The sequence below is a fragment of the Bacillus sp. NTK034 genome, assembly GCF_017303275.1.
GTDB lineage: Bacteria > Bacillota > Bacilli > Bacillales > Cytobacillaceae > Cytobacillus.
Window position 1 is genome coordinate 12242 of sequence record NZ_JAFKOJ010000013.1, and the last position, 17481, is coordinate 29722.

Genomic DNA, 17481 nt, shown 5'->3' on the forward strand with positions numbered 1-17481 from the left:
ACAGGCCCCCTATGAGACCTGCTTTTTGCCGGTGATTTATTTCACCATTTCCCCCTGTACAGAGCGGGCAATTTCGGACATTTCTTCAGGTGATAAATCGTTGGATGCAATCATATAATCCACACCCAGGTAGGTCCAGGAAATGGTGTTGTCAGAAAGTGCACCAATGGTAAAGCCAAGGTCAACAGGCTCGCCTTTAACTGAAGTAACGACGGATGATGTCGGCATGACAGCGGCCTTTTCCTGCACAAGAGTGAAGGATTTTTCTCCATCGTATGTCAATACAACACGTTTGCCATCTTCTGTTTGCACTTCCTGCTCATCAACCAGCTTTACATCTGCCATTTCCATCTGCGGATATTTAACCGCGAATTCCTGATCCTCCACCTCTGCCATCACCGGCACTTCGAGCTGGGCGCCTGTCATGTTCTTCTGCATGTCAAAATCTTTCTTATCGAAGCTTGCATTAAACTTTACATTTGAAAAATCTACTGTTACAAGTGCATTTTTATCAGGATCCATAACCTTTACACTGACTGGGGATAAATCTGACTTCTTGAGCTTGATTTCCTGGATAGGGAGCATCTGGTTATTTTGATAGCGTGTTTTTGTTTCAAACACATAATGATCTTTTGTAGCGGAGAACTTAGCTTCTTTATCCTCCATAATATCCTTGACTAATGATTCATATAAATAAGCCTGGCTGCTGTTTTGCGGCCAATCGCTCTGGAAACGGAAGCTCTTGTTCAGCGCAGGAGTAAGGACAAATACACCGTCATCGTTACGCAGAATCATTTGACTTTGTTCCTTTTGGGCGTTTTTCAGATTCACCCGGTAAAAGTCAGGCTCCTTATGCCATACTTCAATTTCGTAAGTTTGCGGGTCAGTCCCCATCTGCAGAGTCATCTTGGCCTCTGCCTTGTATCCTTTAATGTCTTCAAGCTTATTGTTAAGATCCTTTACGACATCTTCCTGTGACTTAGTTCCACAGGCAGACAATGCAAGAACTACCAAAAGCCCGGCAAGCAGCATGAACCACTTTTTCTTCATTCCTTCAGCCCCTTTGTCTCATTTCAGTGAGATCGGCCCAAACTTCCGGCCTGTCTCTCCTATCGCATTATGAATATATGAGACAACCTTAGGGAATATGCTAGGAGGAATGACAAGCATTTGAAATTCTTCAGCTTGCCAAATATCAAGTTTTTTCTATAACCACCTGAGCCACCGCATATTCTCTGCTATGGGAAATCGACAAGTGTATCCCATCTTTAAATGGCTTCGAAATATAAGGCTTTCCCTTTTCATCCTTTTCAATTTCAATATCCTGAAAGGAAAGTTCTTCCCCAATTCCAGTACCCCATGCCTTTGAAAAAGCTTCTTTTGCTGCGAACCTCCCGGCAAGATATTCAGCCCGTCTCTTTTCCGGCAAGCAGCGATAGCCTGCCTGCTCTTTTGGTGTCAAAATCCGTTCAGGAAACCGCTCCTGCCTGGCGATAATTTTTCGTATACGCTCCAGATCTGCAATATCAATCCCAATACCGGAAATCATCTCTCATCTTCCTTCTATTTATATTATTCGCTGCATAAAGAATACAGTAGAAGCAGTATTATGTACACATTATAAGATGAATAAGTGTTTTGGCATGCTGAAAAACCGCTTTTCAGGCTATGATGTAGATACACGGTCCAACAATTCAAGCACGGAGGAGAGCCATGTTTACAAGAACGGAAAGTTTTAAGGAATTTATCCGCTACTATCCTGTTGTTTCTGCTATCATTTGTATCCATATTATCATCTATCTATTAACAGTCATTCCCCTATTTCCAAATACACTTATTTTCGAAAAGCTTGCAGGTGTCAATTTATATATTGTTCAAGGTGAATACTGGCGGCTTCTGAGCCCAATCATACTGCACAGCGGTTTCCCCCATGTTTTGTTTAACAGCTTTTCTCTCGTTCTCTTTGGCCCTGTCCTGGAACGGCTGCTCGGAAAAACCAGATTCATCCTGCTTTACATCACAGCTGGGGCAGCAGCGAATATTGCAACACTGCTTCTTGAACCATTGACATATATTCATGTGGGTGCCAGTGGTGCGATTTTTGGCCTTTTCGGATACTTTGCGGCAATCATCGTATTCCGAAAAGAACTTTTATCCAGGGAAAACTCACAAATCATTCTGACCATTACGATAATCGGCGTAGTTATGACCTTTCTGCAGCCAAACATCAATATTACAGCCCATTTATTCGGCCTCCTTGCAGGTTTTCTGATTGGTGCGGCATCACTGGCCAAAGGCCGTACATCTTCTCCATCCAGCACAATACAGCCCGGACGACTTTCTGGCATCAGACCTACATTAAAAGGGGTCCCAGCCTCAAAGCTTGTTCTCTGGGGAATCATTATCATTTTGGCTGTACTGGGGTTTTTAGCCAGATAATTCAAAAAAAAGCGCTCATGGGCGCTTTTCCTTTTTCAAATAACTTCTGTTTAATCCAGTATAAGAGTACCACTTATAAATAGCATAAACTTCTTTCCGGTCAAGATCAGGGACCGTTCCTCCTGTCCCCCCAATCCCTGACATGGCCACAGCTTCTATGGTAGCCAGACTGCGCTTTTTCTGAAAATAACTTTCACTAATGGTGAGGGACTGTATTCTATTTCTTTTCATAAAGACCGTAGTCCTGACAATCCCGCGATATCTGAGAGCAAGCTGCTGAGGGCTGATATCCCAGCCTGCATCCCTGTATTTGAGATACGACCACCCCAATGAAAGGATCAGCAGCACTAAAGAAAAGTATCCCCATGGCCTGAAAAAGAGAAGCGGAACAGCCACAAAAGGCAGCACCCACATAAACCCTCTCCATAAATAGCGGTTAAGCGCCCTTTTCGGAGCTTTAAAGAATCCGGGCTGCAGTTCATAGTGCAACAAGTGGGGCTTTAACAGCCCGGCAATCCGTGTTTTTTTCACAATCGGCAGGATCATTAGGCGGGCGCTTTCATTATCCTCAATAGAGCCTCCTGCACTTTCAATATAGACAGTCGCCAGGCCAAGCGGCTGCCTAAGCAGATTTTCCCTGAACTGGATAGCCTGAATGCGATTCAGCGGAATCGTCATCTGCCTTTTCTCAAGCAGGCCTCTTGTGACAATTAATTCCTTCTCTGTCTTTATTAATGTAAAATCAGCATATTTCAGCATACTGCCTATAAGGGCTATCAGCCATGCAATAAAAAAGACGATGAAGACGAGGATACTTACAAATATAATTCCGTTGGCAATAAATCCTTCAAGCCCGGCAAACACCTTTTCATAGGGAATGATTTCTTCAAATTGAAAAACAAAAGCAAATACAGCCGAAATAACGACACCAGCCCCGCCTGAAGTTGATGCCAGAAGGAGCAGCTCGCCAGGAGAAATTTTATAAATCACTTCCCGGTTCTGCAATGCTGCTTCCATTTCGGAAGGATTCTTTTTAGCGGCTGAAAATGCCTGCTGAATTAACTCTGCCTCTTTTTTAGAAATAGCCGTCAATACCGCTTCTGCCTCACCAGCACCGCTTGATCCGGCTGTCTCCACTTTCATCTTTACAAGGCCAAATGGCCTTTGCAGCAAACCTTCCGATAAGTCAAGACTTTGAATTCTTTCAAGCGGAATATATCTCTTCTTCCTGATCAGAACACCATACTCGATTCGAAGCTCGCCTTCCTCCAGTCTATAGGTATATCTCCACCAGGTAAGGACCCCAATCAAAAAAACCGCGATTATGACCCCTAAAGACAGGACAAGCTGAACAATTTCCCCATTTCCTCCTCTGCTTCCAAAGACGACAAAAACAAGAAAAGGCACCAGCATTTCCTTAAGGTGTTTCAGGAAGTTCGCCACCGCTGATATTGGGTGCAGCCGTTTAGGATTATACATCCTCATCTGCAGCCCTTGCCAGCATGGAAATGCAAAAACGCAATTCCTCTGCTTCGTCCACATCCAATGCCGGTATTTCATGAACTGTCGCAGCTGTCGAGATGGTGACAGTTGCAAGACGATATTTACGCAATATCGGCCCTTGCTTGGTATCCACATGCTGCACCCGAATCATGGGAACAAGGGTCCTTTTAATCACAAATATCCCATGTTTAAGCTCTATTTCATTTTCCCGGACCTCATACCTCCATCTTTTCCACCTTAAAGAGGGGAAAGTCATAATGACCAGGTAGGCATAAGCGGAATAAAACATTAAGGAAGCTCCAATAACCCAAATAGGCCAATTAAACAGGAAAGCAGCAGCAATAGCGCCCCCTGATAACACAAAAGGAAAAACAGAGTGGATTGTGCCGGAGATTCTCCATGCAAGCAGCCCCCTTGCCGGTATCCTTTTATGCGGCTCTGTAATCATGCAGTACCCCCCGCAATTCCATAAAATTAATAGTATTCAAAAAGCCCAGAGTCAGTTCCTCGCTCAAAACCTCTTCAGTATATGGCGTTTTGAATCAGCTCTTTCACTTCTATAAGTATACATGACAGAAAAAAGAAGTGTCTCCCTTTTATGAAAAAAGTGGGGGGTGCTTCTTAGATTTCAAAGCTGGAAGAATCAATAAAAGTCAAATTGGGGTTCATTCTCAAATCTTCAGCAAGTTTAAATAATGCGCTGTCCTTCATTTTCGCTTCGATCATACAATGGATCTCAGGCACTGACCCCTTAATGTTCTGAAGAAACTCCATGAACATATCAGCATTAATATAATCGGCATGCGCTCTGAAATCTTTGTCTGATCTTGGACTGGAAATATGCATTTTCACAGGCAGTTCTGAATGGTCCCATGTCGCTGCGACCCTTTCCCATTGCCCCGTCCAGTTATCATTCTCAAAGTTGGCAAGGTGATGGTGGTAATCAAACACAAGCGGAATCCCAAGTTTTTCACAAAGGTAGAGTGTATCACCAAGTGTAAAGGTGGTATCGTCATTCTCGAGGATCATCATTTGCTGGATTCCTGAAGGTGTAAAGCCCCAATTATGGATAAATTGTTCGAGAGCCTTCTCTTTATCATCATATCCTCCGCCCACATGCAGAACACAGCGATGAGCAGGATTCAGCCTCATGCCTTTCAGCAGGGCTTCATGCATTGCCAGCGTTTTAATGGAAATATTCAATGTATCAACTTTCGGTGTATTAAGGAGCACAAAATGGTCCGGATGAAAATCCACCCGCATGGGATGTTCATCCAGAAAGTCCCCGATTTTGGATAGAGCTTCTTTAAGAGGGCGCATATACTTCCAATAAGAGAGTTCCTCATGATTGGCTAGAGGAATCAGCCGGGAACTAAAGCGGAAAAAGTGGATATCATGGGCTGCATTGTGCTTGAGAAGTCTCAGGCAGTTTTCAAGATTTGATACGGCGATCCGCTCCAGTCTTGCTATAGCTGCCTCGCGGTCTTTAATGGCCGAGAATTGCTTGAACGTCATCGTTTGCGATGGTGACGCGTTTTTCAGATTCATACTCATCGCTACATACCCAAGGCGTACAATCGTCATGTCGGTTCCTCCCGTACAGCATTTCCCTTAGTATGTACGGCTGCCGCTGAGAAATTGCAGCTCTTAATATTGAGGCCAAATAAAAAGAGAGCAGAATCTCTGCTCTCCAAATTTATTAACGATAGCTGCTGCTATTCGAACGATTATTGTGGCTTTGACGTTTTCCAGTGTGGCCTTGACGGGATTTGTATGCTCCCTTCTGGCCTCCTTGTCTACCTTTTCCGTTATAGCCTCCACGGCTGCGGTCATTCGGCTTTCTGTCACGCTTAGATGGAAGCGGCTTTTCCTCTGTTAATTTAACCGGAGTTGTATCCGGTTCTTTTGTCAGCATTTTCAGCACTGCCTGGACCACTGTTGAAGCGTCCTTTTGTGCCAGAAGCTCATCTGCTGCTTCTTTATAGCTGTCAAGATTGTTTTCCTCAATGGTTTGCATGATTTTTTCCATGACTGCTTTTTGCTGGCCTTCAAGCGCCTCATCCAGTGTTGGAGCATCCATGCGTTCCATTTTTCTCTTGGTTGTACGTTCTACGACATGCAGATACGATTTTTCGCGCGGATTGATGAATGTCATCGCAACGCCCGTTTTTCCAGCACGTCCTGTACGGCCGATGCGGTGAACATAGCTTTCAGGATCCTGCGGAATATCGAAATTGTACACATGTGTGACGCCGGAAATATCCAATCCGCGCGCAGCAACATCTGTTGCAACTAGGACGTCAATGCTTCCCTCTTTGAACTTGCGAAGAACAGAAATCCTCTTAGCCTGGCTTAAGTCACCGTGGATTCCTTCAGCCATGTATCCGCGAAGGTTCAAGGCTTCAGCCAGTTCATCGACACGGCGCTTTGTACGTCCGAACACAATTGCCAATTCAGGTGATTGTATATCGAGAAGTCTTGTCAGCACATCAAATTTATTCTTTTCATGCACTTCAATATAGTATTGTTCAATCGATGACACAGTCATTTCCTTTGCTTTTACACGGACAATTTGAGGGTCTTTCATGAAGCGTTCTGCCATTCTGCGGATTGGAGCAGGCATTGTAGCAGAGAAAAGCAGCGTCTGGCGTTCTTCAGGAATTTGTGCAAGGATCGCTTCAATATCGTCAATGAATCCCATGTTAAGCATTTCATCCGCTTCGTCAAGAATAGCAGTATGGACATGGTCAAGACGCAATGTTTTGCGGTTTATGTGGTCCAAAATACGTCCTGGCGTTCCAACGATGATATGAGGCTTGTTCTTCAAAGCGCGGATTTGGCGATTAATATCCTGGCCGCCATAAATAGATAGGACTTTCGTTCTTTTGCCGTAGCCGATTTTATACAATTCTTCCGATACTTGAATTGCCAGCTCACGAGTTGGAGCAATCACAATTCCCTGAATGAAATCCTTTGTGTTATCGATTTTATCAATCATCGGGATTCCGAATGCAGCAGTTTTTCCTGTTCCTGTCTGCGCCTGCCCGATCAGGTCTTTATTCTCTAAACTCAACGGAATGGTCTGGGTCTGAATAGGAGTCGCTTCTTCAAATCCCATTCGCTTCAGTGATTTCATTGTTTCCGGGCTGATGCCCAAGTCTTGAAACTTTGTCAATGTATTCATTCTCCTTCTAATCATAGAAAAATTTTGTCCCTGCAAACCTGCAGGCAGGAATTCTCCTGAAAATTGGCCTATGAGTCACTCTTCCGGACGATTATAAGAAAAGTTAGGGCACCCCGTAAGGAGCCTTTTAACCGGCAGTACCCGGTCTCTAGATGCTGTAACTTCTTATTTTTATAAAAAGTGCGGTTATGTTTCGTTAAGAAGAGTCCCACTCACTATGAAACCCGCTTGAGGAAAGGATGAGGGTAAATTCTATCCAAATTGTTCACGGACAATCAGGTCTCTAAAGATGAGTTCTAACATCGAGAAAGCACTCATCTATTTTGGCCATACTGAAGTATGACATTCTCAGCAATACCTCTGTATTTAATGAAAAAAGACATTCTCCTGCTGGAGCATGTCCGGGTTCTCAAAAGAAGTTCCTGTTGGCACTTTGGTGTTTATATTACCATTTTCAAGTAAGCATTGCAAACTTGAAGGCTGGCTGAAAACCTTATCATTCCGGCTTTTTTTGAAGAAAACCAAGGATCTCCCGAAAGAGGCGTTCCCCTTCCCCGCAATGGCAGATAAGATGTTTCGAGTCCTTTATAAAAATTAATTTTTTGGCAGATGAACTTATATTATTGTATAAATATCTGGCACTTCGCGGAGGCACAACTCCATCACTTTCCCCTTGCGCAATCAATGTCGGAACAGTGATCTGGTTTAAGATAGGTTTGATAGAGGCCACAAGCCTGCGGAATTGAAGAGTTGCCGTAATCGGTGTCGCACTTATTTTCCGCTTATACCTGACGAACATCTCATTGTCGGCCAGGTTTCCCTTGAAGGCATCCCTTGCCATCTCTTTAATATCGAAGAAAAGCTGTTTTGGATTTACGTAATAAGCAGCAGCACTAAGCAGAACCAGCTTTTCTACAGGATAATGTACTGTTAAGTAGCTGGCGATCAGGCCGCCCATCGAAAAGCCGACTACATACACCTTCTCACAGCGGCTTATCAGTCTTTTCAGCTCTTCCTCTGCATGCTCAATCCATTTGTTATAGGCAATCCCTTTCAGCTTCAGTTCATCGCCATGACCCGGCAATGTCGGCACGGAAATCTCCCAGTCTGTATGTTTTTTCAAATACTCTGCCAAAGGTTCTACTTCAAATGGAGCTCCTGTAAAACCATGTATGCACATGCAGCCAATCATCCTCGAGTCACCGCCATTTTTGATAATTTAATTCAATTCTATTTTACACTTTTTCCTTTTTGCCATACTAATCAAACCTGTTAGAAGATAAAAAATTATAACGAAGGAACTATATAAAAATAATTTAAACCCCTGTTCCACGTGGAACAGGGGTTTTTTTCCTATAATAACAGATATATGAATTTTATCCTTGGTAAAATTCATTCTCTGACTAAATAAGTTAATGAGTGCTGAAGAGCACAGGGTGTCTTCATGCTGTTTCAGCTGCAATAGTATTCTGTTAAAGACATATTGTTATTCTTTTCTTAGCAATTATTGAAGGGCTGAGACGACTTCTTCCAGCTTCATTCCCCTGGATGCCTTAACCAGTACAATCGTTTCCTGATCCACATGTTTCTTCAGCTCTTCGATCAGCGGCTGTTTGTCAATAAAGGCGGCTACCTGTTCATCAGGCAGGACCTCCTTCGCTCCCTTGGCGATAAATTCGCCAAGCTTGCCGAATGTAAATACATAATCAACCTTTTCAGGATCCACAGATTTTCCTATGGAGTAATGGAAATCTTCCTCTTGCGGACCAAGCTCCAGCATATCGCCCAGAACAAGAATTTTCTTTTTATATCCTGGCAGGTTGGCGATCAGTTCAATCGCTGCATTCATAGATGTTGGACTCGCATTATAAGCATCATTGATGATTTTTTCTCCACTTTGACCCTCGAGAAGTTCCATCCTCATGTTCGTCAGTTTTAGGCTCGCGAAGCCTGCGTTCATCTTTTCGTACGGAACACCGAAATGGGATGCTGCAATCATGGCTGCCAGGGCATTGAGAACATTATGGGTGCCTAAAACAGGCAAATAAAACTTCTCGCTGGACACATTGATTCCAAACGTGCTGCCGCTGTCATTCTGCTTGATATCCATCGGATACACATCATTTTCCCCGGTTCTTCCAAAGGTTCTTAAAGCTGCCGAACCAATGTAGGATTTCAGCTTTTCATCCAGGAGTGGCTCGTCGCCGTAATAAATAACCAGGCCATTTTCCTGAAGCCCATTTACGATCTCAAGCTTAGCTTCTGCAATCCCTTCTCTGGAACCTAAATCCTGCAGGTGGGATTCCCCTATATTCGTAATAATCACTGCGTCAGGGCGTGCAAGCTTCGTAAGGAAATCGATTTCTCCCCTGCCGCTCATCCCCATTTCCAGCACCGCGATTTCCGTATCTTCCTCAAGAGCCAGAATGGTTAAGGGCAAACCGATATGGTTGTTATAGTTACCTTCCGTTTTTTGAACTTTATATTGCAGGGAAAGAAGGTTTGCGGTTATATCCTTGGTTGTTGTTTTGCCGTTGCTTCCTGTAATGCCTGCGACTTTTATCTTTAATTCATCACGATAGCTTCTCGCCAATTCCTGAAGAGCCGTTAGTGTATCTTCAACGATCAGGATTGGAAGATGAAGCGGGGGATTGGGAACATCCTTTTGCCAAAAAGCCGCAGCTGCCCCTTTTTCGATGGCATCTTCTACAAATCGATGGCCGTCCGAATTTTCACCTTTGAATGGAACGAACAAATTGCCAGGATTGATTTTTCTGGAGTCAATGCTGACGCCCTGTATGGATGTATTGTGAAAAGATGAACCATCATTCTCAATCTTTATCATTTGTTCAATTTCCTGAAGTGTTTTCTTTATCATATGGCGCCTCCTATTTCGGCATTATGAGCTCATAATGCCAGTTATGTATGAACAAAAGGAACACGACAAAGATGCCGTGTTTCCTTCAACAATTATGTCTTATTACATTGTGTGTTTGATGCTTTGTTTCTCAGCATGGCGCTCGATGGCCAGGTTGACAAGCTTTTCGATCAACTGAGGATAATCTACTCCCGTATGCTTCCATAGAAGCGGGAACATGCTGAAAGGTGTAAAGCCTGGCATTGTATTAACCTCATTAATGTATAGTTTCCCCTCTCTTGTTAAAAAGAAATCAGCTCTGACCAGACCTGAGCAGTCAAGCGCTTTAAATGCTTTAATGGCCATGTCCCTCAGTTCACTGTACTCAACTTCTGAGATTTCAGCAGGAATGATTAACGCTGTGTCCCCATCTTCATATTTGGCTTTATAGTCATAGAATTCAACTTTCGGGACAATCTCACCGGCAACAGAACATTCCGGATAATCATTGCCCAATACGCCAGCTTCAATCTCTCTGGCTGTAACGCCTTCTTCAATGATAATTTTACGGTCAAATTGGAAAGCTTCTTTGAATGCTCCCTCAAGCTCTGACCGGTTCATGCACTTGCTGATTCCTACACTTGAACCCAGGTTGGCCGGTTTTACAAAACACGGGTATCCGAGTTCCTGTTCCACTTGATCATAGGCTGCCTCCGTCTCATTTTCCCACTCGCTGCGGATAAACCAGACATACTTTACCTGCGGCAGGCCTGCCTGCGCAAAGATATTCTTCATGATGACCTTATCCATTCCTGCAGATGAAGCCAATACTCCATTCCCCACATATGGCAGGTTAAGCAGCTCAAGCAAACCTTGAACCGTACCGTCTTCCCCGTTTGGACCATGAAGCAGCGGGAAGATTACATCAAATGGACCTTTATCCTGGGCACCCTGGAAAAGAGTCGGTGCCAAAGCCGTTGGAGGAAGTGCCTCCCCCTGGGAAAATTCCAGCTCCTTTACACTGGAAACAGGACCATGCAATTGAGGGCCCTTTACCCATTGCCCTTCTTCAGATATATAAATAGGATGGATTTCAAATTTCTCTAAATCCAATGCTTTAATCACAGCCATTGCAGTCTGCATGGATACTTTATGCTCTGCAGATTTTCCGCCGTACAAAAGGCCAACCTTTGTTTTCATAAAAGAACCTCCAATATTCAATCATGGACTAACCGGCTTCTCATGCCGCTTTATTCCGTTATTTTACCTTAACTGCTTTTTATGCTCTTTCAAGCTACTCTTTATTGTAACACTTTCATATTTAAGAAAGGGAGTGATTACATGTTCAATTCCACAGGAATTTTTTTCTCCGCATACGCCCATATTCCTATATGTATGAAAGGGCACTGAAAAAGGAAACTTTTCTTATCTAAACCAGTAAAATAATTTCCTTTTCTGGCATTAATTTAAACTCGCTTTCTTCTATTATTATCTTAAGAAAACGTTTAACCCCCTACGATAGAACGATTAACGAGAAAAACCCATAATCCCTAATAAATAATCAGACTTATTTTATTATTAAAACAAAAGCTTTAGCTATTAACTTTTAACGTAAAACAGGATATAATCCTCCTAACAAAAACAACTGTATTTTTTAGGAGGACATAAAAATGAAGTTCGGTTTGCTTCCCAGAATAATTGCAGCCATTGCACTGGGTATTTTATTAGGTTCTTTTTCTCCTGAATGGCTTATTCAGCTATTTGCTACTTTTAATGGATTGTTCGGAAACTTTCTTGGTTTTGCGATTCCATTAATTATTATCGGATTTATCGCGCCAGGTATCGGGAGCATGGGAAAAGGCGCAGGGAAACTGCTGGGGATTACAACTGGTTTTGCCTATGCTTCTACGATCACTGCTGGTTTAGTCGCCTATTTTTCTGCGACGGTGTTATATCCTGTTCTTTTAAAAAACCAAAGCTTCAAAGAGTTTGAGAATCCTGAGGATGCTTTGCTTTCACCCTTTTTCCAGGTGGACATGCCTCCTGTAATGGGGGTTATGACGGCACTGCTGATTTCATTCACTCTAGGCCTTGGATTGGCTGCGATTAAAGGAAACACTCTGCAAAATGCTATGAATGATTTCCGTGATATTATTGAAAAACTGATTGAAAAGGTCATCATTCCATTGCTTCCTGTCCATATCTTTGGGATTTTCGCCAATATGACGCAAGGCGGACAGGTTGGCGCCATTATTTCTGTATTTGCCAAAGTATTTGTCATGATTATTGCTCTTCATCTTTTATTTTTACTGCTTCAATATTCAGCGGCTGGCAGCCTTATGAAAGCCAACCCGCTTAGGCTCATGAAAAATATGATGCCTGCCTACTTTACGGCACTTGGAACCCAATCCTCTGCATCCACCATTCCTGTTACGCTTAAGCAGGTTAAAAAGCTTGGTGCACGTGAAAAAGTCGCGGATTTCTCTGTTCCATTACTGGCAACGATTCATCTCTCCGGAAGCACGATCACCATTGTGAGCTGTGCGATCGCCGTGATGATGCTGCAGGGTCAAACGGCATCATTTGCAGAAATCCTGCCTTTCATTTTAATGCTTGGCATCACAATGATTGCAGCTCCAGGTGTCCCTGGAGGAGCTGTCATGGCCGCATTGGGTCTGCTTGAAAGCATGCTCGGATTCAACGAAACTATGCTTGCGCTTATGATTGCCCTATACCTTGCCCAGGACAGCTTTGGAACTGCGTGTAATGTAACAGGTGACGGTGCTCTGACGTTGCTTTCTGATAAGGCAAGCGGCAAAGATAAGAAGCTTCAGCATCAATCTGCAGTGAAAGCCGGCTAATTGAAAAAAGATGACCCTGCTGGGGCATCTTTTTTTGGTTTAAGTGCTGTATTTATGAATTTTGCGGTACTAAGACGGCATATCGGTCACTTACCTTAGTTTATCGGTCAGTTTTAAATTTTATCGGTCACTTTGTAAATATATCGGTCCGAAAGGATTCGATATCGGTCACTTTTTTTATTTATCGGTCACCTGGCGCAGCATCAGCTTTACACGGTACTGATAGTGAAAAGTGCACAGTTGAACTCTACTTAACAATCAAAACAGGAGCCTTCACACGTTTGGCTATTTTGTGACTGACACTTCCGAGCACCATTTCCTGGAGCGTATTCAGACCCCGGCTGCCCACTACAGCAACATCAAAATCCATTTTGTTGGCAAATTCCACAATGGCTGGTCCAGGCTCTCCCTGCAGGATCTTTATTTCATATGAAATGCCCTTTTCTTTTAATAAATTTTCTATTGGCTCTAAACGCTTTTTCCTCACCTGGTCCACTATACTTTTATCAAAATGATGAAGGATATCTTCTTTTGAGGTCTGGCCATCAACAGCATACACCACGGTAATTTCAGAATCAGGATTCTGTTCAGCCAGTTGAATGGCTTTAGCGGCTGCACGAATGGAATGATCGGATCCATCTGCAGCAATCAGTATTTTTTTAAACACAGAGCCTCACCCCTAACATATTCTTATAAAAAAAATACCACAGTCAAAGCTGACTGTGGTATTAATTCCAGTTTTTAATGGCCGGATAATTTCGCACCAGGTTTTCGGTGAACGGCCAAACGCTCAATCAAGTTCGAGCTTGGCGCGTTTAATCCTGATAGGCGGACCAGCACACCGTTGTCACGAAGCTTTAATACAATCTTATCGATAGCAGCGACACCTGAGTCATCCCAGACATGCGCCTGTGTAAAATCAATTTCAACTTCTTTTAATTCTTCGTTAAAGTCGAATGCATCTACAAGTTCATCTACAGAAGCAAAGAAAACCTGGCCTGTTACAGCGTATATTTTCTTATCTTTTTCAATTCGTGAAGCAACATGCACTTTCGAAATTTTAGCGACAAAGAAGATCGCACTTAGGATAATCCCCGCGAAAACTCCTTTTGATAAGTCATGAGTGAAAACAGTTGTAACAGTCGTTGTCAACATAACAATCGAATCAGTGACAGGCGTCTTAGCAAGTCCTTTAATGGAAGACCAGTCAAAAGTGCCGATCGAAACCATGATCATAACTCCGACTAATGCAGCCATCGGTATTTGAACGACAATATTTCCTAATACTAAAATCAGAAACATAAGGAATGTCCCGGCTACCAAAGCAGACAGTCTTCCTCTTCCGCCAGACTTCACATTTATGACGGACTGTCCAATCATGGCACAGCCTGCCATTCCGCCGAATAGACCTGCCACGATATTCGCAATCCCCTGTCCGCGGCTTTCCATATTCTTATCACTGGCAGTATCGGTCATGTCATCAACAATGGATGCAGTCAGCAAAGATTCAAGCAAGCCCACGATCGCAAGGGCAATAGAGTACGGGAAAATAATCTTCAGAGTCTCAAGGTTAAATGGAACATCCGGTATAAAGAATGCCGGAAGAGCTGATGTTATAGCCCCCATGTCGCCAACAGTGCGCACATCACTCTTTGTCATGATGGCAATGATCGTAATAACAATAATAGCCACCAGAGGAGATGGCACTGCTTTAGTGAATCTCGGGAAAATATAAATAATCGCCAATGCACCCGCAACCATTGCATACATTACCCATGTAGCATCTACAAACTGTTCAAGCTGCGCCATAAAAATCAATATAGCCAGTGCATTAACAAACCCAATCATAACTGCACGCGGAATGAATTTCATAAAGCGGGCCAGCTTCAGCACACCAAATAAGATCTGCAGAACTCCCGTCAAAATGGTCGCAGCAAATAAATACTGCAGTCCGTGATCAGCTACTAATGTAACCATTAATAACGCCATCGCACCAGTTGCAGCAGAAATCATCCCAGGCCTTCCGCCAACTATTGAAATGGTTACAGCAATACAGAAAGAAGCATACAATCCAACCATTGGATCGACACCAGCAATAATCGAGAATGCAATCGCCTCAGGAATCAGCGCCAATGCCACTACGATTCCAGCAAGAATGTCTCCCTTAACATTGCCAAACCATTGTTCTTTTTTTGATAAAACTTTCAAATAAACACCTCTTTATTAATAGATTTATAGTAATGACTTTGAACTCTCATCAAAGTCGGGCCGACAAAAACATATAGAATCATAACACATTTACTTATATTTACAAACCCTTATGTAAGCGCTAAAAACACTTAAAATCTATGTTTTTCTTTTGAAATCAACAGATTACTATGCATATAAAGAATAAACTCCAAAAAAAAAATGACCCTGGAGCAGAGTCATTAAATTATCCAATAGGCGAACAAACCTCAATATAATGCCCATCCGGGTCTTGCACATATGCCACTTTCTGGCCCCAGGGCTTTACAACAGGCTCGAGCAGGACAGGCACTCCTGCGGCCTTCAGCTTTTCCACAGCCGCTTCTACCTCTTCTGTAACAAAACCCAGCTCAAATGTCTGCTCCTTTCTTAATCCATCCGGTATCGGAAGCCCGGTGACTTCCCGCCCGCCTTCTCTCGTATTAAAAGAAAGAATGGTGCTGCCTGTATCGTACTCAATATAAGTTCCAAATTCATTCCTTAGCTTCAGGCCCAGCAATTCACCATAAAAATGCTTCGTTCTTTCCAGGCTTTCCGCATATAAAATGACATAACCCATCTTCAATTCCACTTATGTTCACCTCTTCAATAATTCTATTCATGATATGATTTCAATAAAGGAGGTATTTTCTCCTTTTAAAAGAATGTATAAACTTTGGAAATATTCATGATAGAGGTGCAGCAATGAACTGGAAAGAAATCGAACATCAGATGTACACGATGTGCATGGTTGCAGACGGAGATCAGATCCTTCTCATAAAGCGGCCCAATCATAAAGGCTTCCCTGGCTATCTGGCACCAGGAGGAAAAGTAGAGTTTCCCGAGAGCATTACGGACGCAGCGAAACGCGAAGTGCTTGAGGAGACAGGGCTGCACGTCAAGAATGTTATTTTTAAAGGCTGGGATGAGTACGTAAATCCCCAGGCGAATGTCCGCTACATGGTATTTAACTATCTGGCAGATTCCTATGAAGGAAGCCTTCTTGCGGATCCTCCAGAAGGAGAACTGCAATGGGTTTCAAGACAAGATGCATTGGACCTTCCCATGCAGGATTGGTTCAAGCGAAAGCTGCCGCTTTTTTTCGAAGAAGGGACTTTTGAGATCCATTCCATTTGGGATGAAGAGCACAACACAGAAGGAACGAGCATGACAAGGGTTTTTACTAAGATTTAATGGAGGAGTACCTTCTATGAACAAGGATACAGCCCTAAAGGTGAAGATTCGTCCCATACAAGAAGATGATTTGACTATATTATGGGACTATATTTACGGAACAGACAACCCTGAGTGGAAAAAATGGGATGCTCCCTATTTTCCTCTTGAGCATAAAGTCTTTGAAACGTATAAACAGGAATTTCTCCAAAAGGCAGAAGAACATCCGCCTCTCAGCATGGTAATTGAAGCGTCTGAAAAGGTAATCGGTATTGTGGGATACTACTGGGAGCATCGAGATTCAAATTGGCTTGAAGCAGGAATTGTGATTTACAACCCCGAGTATTGGAATGGCGGGTATGGAACGGAAGCACTTACTCTTTGGGTGGACTTTCTATTTTCGTCTCTTCCGCTTGCCCGGGTAGGCATTACCACCTGGTCAGGCAACAAAAGAATGATGAAAGCCGCTGATAAGATTGGCATGCAGCTTGAAGGAAGAATGCGGAAATGCCGGATTGTAAATGGGAAGTATTATGACAGTATCCGGATGGGCGTTCTGAGGGAAGAGTGGGAAGAAAAGTACATTAGTAAAAAATAGGCTCGTTTATTAACGAGCCTGAGCCTTATTCGCAGTGAGCCATGCATCCTTCTAAGAGGAATTCCTTTTTATCCTGATCAACTTGCAGGATGGTCAGGCTGGTTCCATGAATGAAGGGCGGGTCCCAAATGCGTTCGACAGCAGCATTGCGGCAAAGCATATACAGAGCTTTGACAGCAACTGCATGGGTAACAATTAGCACACTGCCTTCTGATAAGGTGTTTTGCAGGTCTTCCAGAAAGGAAGCAACACGGTTTGCCACATCGTAAAAGCTTTCTCCTCCTGCACTTTCATAGGACTCCGGCCGGTTCCAATAGGCATCGAAGGCAGCCGGATAAAGCTCCCTTATTTCACTTTCCACTCTTCCCTGCCAATCGCCAAGATCTATTTCCATAAGCCTTTCATCTGTGTCGATAGGAATCTCCCTTGTTCCTCTTACAAGCTGGGCTGTATGTAAAGTCCGTTTGCTCGGTGAAGAGATTATACGCTTAAATTCTATATCCTCTACTCTCTCCCCCAGCAGATTCGCATCACGTCTGCCTTTCTCCGTTAAATCAGAGTCCAGGCGCCCCTGCATTCTTTTCTCTTTGTTCCATTCCGTTTCACCGTGCCGGATGATATATAAGGTCAGCATCCCTTT

At 43.3% G+C, this 17481-nt stretch carries 17 protein-coding genes; 4 read left to right on the forward strand and 13 right to left on the reverse strand.

Going from position 1 to position 17481, the window contains the following annotated elements; translation table 11 throughout:
* Nucleotides 1–36: 36 nt before the first annotated feature.
* Nucleotides 37–1050 carry a LolA family protein gene (locus JI665_RS25375; RefSeq protein WP_206845444.1) on the reverse strand — a complete coding sequence of 338 codons (1014 nt, stop codon included), beginning with the start codon at nucleotides 1048–1050 and terminating at the stop codon, nucleotides 37–39.
* A 145-nt stretch (nucleotides 1051–1195) separates the two neighbouring features.
* A complete protein-coding gene (acpS, locus tag JI665_RS25380) occupies nucleotides 1196–1549 on the reverse strand; it encodes a holo-ACP synthase (protein ID WP_206845445.1) in 354 nt (117 codons plus the stop codon).
* Between the two features lie 164 nt (nucleotides 1550–1713).
* Between acpS and JI665_RS25385 the strand changes: the two genes are divergently transcribed.
* On the forward strand, nucleotides 1714–2439 hold the full coding sequence (locus JI665_RS25385) for a rhomboid family intramembrane serine protease (RefSeq protein WP_206845446.1): 726 nt from the start codon (nucleotides 1714–1716) through the stop codon (nucleotides 2437–2439).
* 15 nt (nucleotides 2440–2454) lie between these two features.
* Here JI665_RS25385 and JI665_RS25390 read toward each other — a convergent pair whose 3' ends face one another.
* The 7 genes from JI665_RS25390 to JI665_RS25420 form a co-directional block, all read right to left on the reverse strand.
* A complete protein-coding gene (locus JI665_RS25390) occupies nucleotides 2455–3924 on the reverse strand; it encodes a PH domain-containing protein (RefSeq protein WP_414635284.1) in 1470 nt (489 codons plus the stop codon).
* Nucleotides 3911–4390: a PH domain-containing protein gene (locus tag JI665_RS25395; protein ID WP_206845447.1), complete on the reverse strand. Its 480-nt coding sequence runs from the start codon at nucleotides 4388–4390 to the stop codon at nucleotides 3911–3913. The genes JI665_RS25390 and JI665_RS25395 overlap by 14 nt, the downstream gene beginning before the upstream one ends.
* A 173-nt stretch (nucleotides 4391–4563) precedes the next feature.
* On the reverse strand, nucleotides 4564–5526 hold the full coding sequence (uvsE, locus tag JI665_RS25400) for a UV DNA damage repair endonuclease UvsE (protein ID WP_206845449.1): 963 nt from the start codon (nucleotides 5524–5526) through the stop codon (nucleotides 4564–4566).
* Nucleotides 5527–5641: 115 nt separating this feature from the next.
* The gene (locus JI665_RS25405; protein WP_280516132.1) at nucleotides 5642–7117 is read right to left on the reverse strand and encodes a DEAD/DEAH box helicase; all 1476 of its coding nucleotides are present in this window, start codon (nucleotides 7115–7117) and stop codon (nucleotides 5642–5644) included.
* A gap of 505 nt (nucleotides 7118–7622) precedes the next feature.
* Entirely contained in the window at nucleotides 7623–8318 is a 696-nt protein-coding gene (locus JI665_RS25410) for an alpha/beta hydrolase (protein WP_206845452.1), read from the reverse strand.
* Between the two features lie 312 nt (nucleotides 8319–8630).
* The gene (locus JI665_RS25415) at nucleotides 8631–10004 is read right to left on the reverse strand and encodes a UDP-N-acetylmuramoyl-tripeptide--D-alanyl-D-alanine ligase (RefSeq protein WP_206845453.1); all 1374 of its coding nucleotides are present in this window, start codon (nucleotides 10002–10004) and stop codon (nucleotides 8631–8633) included.
* A 102-nt stretch (nucleotides 10005–10106) separates the two neighbouring features.
* Entirely contained in the window at nucleotides 10107–11183 is a 1077-nt protein-coding gene (locus JI665_RS25420; RefSeq protein WP_206845454.1) for a D-alanine--D-alanine ligase, read from the reverse strand.
* Nucleotides 11184–11653: 470 nt separating this feature from the next.
* On the opposite strand from JI665_RS25420, the gene JI665_RS25425 reads away from it, so the two are divergent.
* Nucleotides 11654–12844: a dicarboxylate/amino acid:cation symporter gene (locus JI665_RS25425; RefSeq protein WP_206845455.1), complete on the forward strand. Its 1191-nt coding sequence runs from the start codon at nucleotides 11654–11656 to the stop codon at nucleotides 12842–12844.
* Nucleotides 12845–13091: 247 nt separating this feature from the next.
* Here JI665_RS25425 and JI665_RS25430 read toward each other — a convergent pair whose 3' ends face one another.
* The 3 genes from JI665_RS25430 to JI665_RS25440 all read right to left on the reverse strand — a co-directional run bounded on the left by JI665_RS25430 (nucleotide 13092) and on the right by JI665_RS25440 (nucleotide 15662).
* The gene (locus tag JI665_RS25430; RefSeq protein ID WP_206845456.1) at nucleotides 13092–13511 is read right to left on the reverse strand and encodes a universal stress protein; all 420 of its coding nucleotides are present in this window, start codon (nucleotides 13509–13511) and stop codon (nucleotides 13092–13094) included.
* Between the two features lie 74 nt (nucleotides 13512–13585).
* Nucleotides 13586–15052, reverse strand: coding sequence for a SulP family inorganic anion transporter (locus tag JI665_RS25435; protein WP_206845457.1), 1467 nt, complete (start codon nucleotides 15050–15052; stop codon nucleotides 13586–13588).
* A gap of 226 nt (nucleotides 15053–15278) precedes the next feature.
* Nucleotides 15279–15662, reverse strand: a complete 384-nt coding sequence (locus JI665_RS25440) for a VOC family protein (protein WP_206845458.1) — start codon at nucleotides 15660–15662, stop codon at nucleotides 15279–15281.
* A gap of 113 nt (nucleotides 15663–15775) precedes the next feature.
* Here JI665_RS25440 and JI665_RS25445 point away from each other — a divergent pair, with 113 nt between their 5' ends.
* Together JI665_RS25445 and JI665_RS25450 are read left to right on the forward strand one after the other, a co-directional pair.
* Entirely contained in the window at nucleotides 15776–16264 is a 489-nt protein-coding gene (locus tag JI665_RS25445) for an 8-oxo-dGTP diphosphatase (RefSeq protein WP_206845459.1), read from the forward strand.
* Between the two features lie 16 nt (nucleotides 16265–16280).
* Complete coding sequence (locus JI665_RS25450; protein ID WP_206845461.1) at nucleotides 16281–16841, forward strand: GNAT family N-acetyltransferase; 561 nt, start codon at nucleotides 16281–16283, stop codon at nucleotides 16839–16841.
* Between the two features lie 25 nt (nucleotides 16842–16866).
* Here JI665_RS25450 and JI665_RS25455 read toward each other — a convergent pair whose 3' ends face one another.
* Nucleotides 16867–17475 (reverse strand): histidine phosphatase family protein, encoded by a 609-nt coding sequence (locus tag JI665_RS25455; RefSeq protein WP_244671323.1) that lies wholly within the window; start codon nucleotides 17473–17475, stop codon nucleotides 16867–16869.
* Nucleotides 17476–17481: the final 6 nt, after the last annotated feature.

What these genes read in the sequence shown, in the direction of transcription:
- JI665_RS25375 (WP_206845444.1), bottom strand. Translation starts at nt 1,050, where the DNA reads ATGAAGAAAAAGTGGTTCATGCTGCTTGCCGGGCTTTTGGTAGTTCTT.
- acpS (WP_206845445.1), bottom strand. Translation starts at nt 1,549, where the DNA reads ATGATTTCCGGTATTGGGATTGATATTGCAGATCTGGAGCGTATACGA.
- JI665_RS25385 (WP_206845446.1), top strand. Translation starts at nt 1,714, where the DNA reads ATGTTTACAAGAACGGAAAGTTTTAAGGAATTTATCCGCTACTATCCT.
- JI665_RS25390 (WP_414635284.1), bottom strand. Translation starts at nt 3,924, where the DNA reads ATGAGGATGTATAATCCTAAACGGCTGCACCCAATATCAGCGGTGGCG.
- JI665_RS25395 (WP_206845447.1), bottom strand. Translation starts at nt 4,390, where the DNA reads ATGATTACAGAGCCGCATAAAAGGATACCGGCAAGGGGGCTGCTTGCA.
- uvsE (WP_206845449.1), bottom strand. Translation starts at nt 5,526, where the DNA reads ATGACGATTGTACGCCTTGGGTATGTAGCGATGAGTATGAATCTGAAA.
- JI665_RS25410 (WP_206845452.1), bottom strand. Translation starts at nt 8,318, where the DNA reads ATGATTGGCTGCATGTGCATACATGGTTTTACAGGAGCTCCATTTGAA.
- JI665_RS25415 (WP_206845453.1), bottom strand. Translation starts at nt 10,004, where the DNA reads ATGATAAAGAAAACACTTCAGGAAATTGAACAAATGATAAAGATTGAG.
- JI665_RS25420 (WP_206845454.1), bottom strand. Translation starts at nt 11,183, where the DNA reads ATGAAAACAAAGGTTGGCCTTTTGTACGGCGGAAAATCTGCAGAGCAT.
- JI665_RS25425 (WP_206845455.1), top strand. Translation starts at nt 11,654, where the DNA reads ATGAAGTTCGGTTTGCTTCCCAGAATAATTGCAGCCATTGCACTGGGT.
- JI665_RS25445 (WP_206845459.1), top strand. Translation starts at nt 15,776, where the DNA reads ATGAACTGGAAAGAAATCGAACATCAGATGTACACGATGTGCATGGTT.
- JI665_RS25450 (WP_206845461.1), top strand. Translation starts at nt 16,281, where the DNA reads ATGAACAAGGATACAGCCCTAAAGGTGAAGATTCGTCCCATACAAGAA.
- JI665_RS25455 (WP_244671323.1), bottom strand. Translation starts at nt 17,475, where the DNA reads ATGCTGACCTTATATATCATCCGGCACGGTGAAACGGAATGGAACAAA.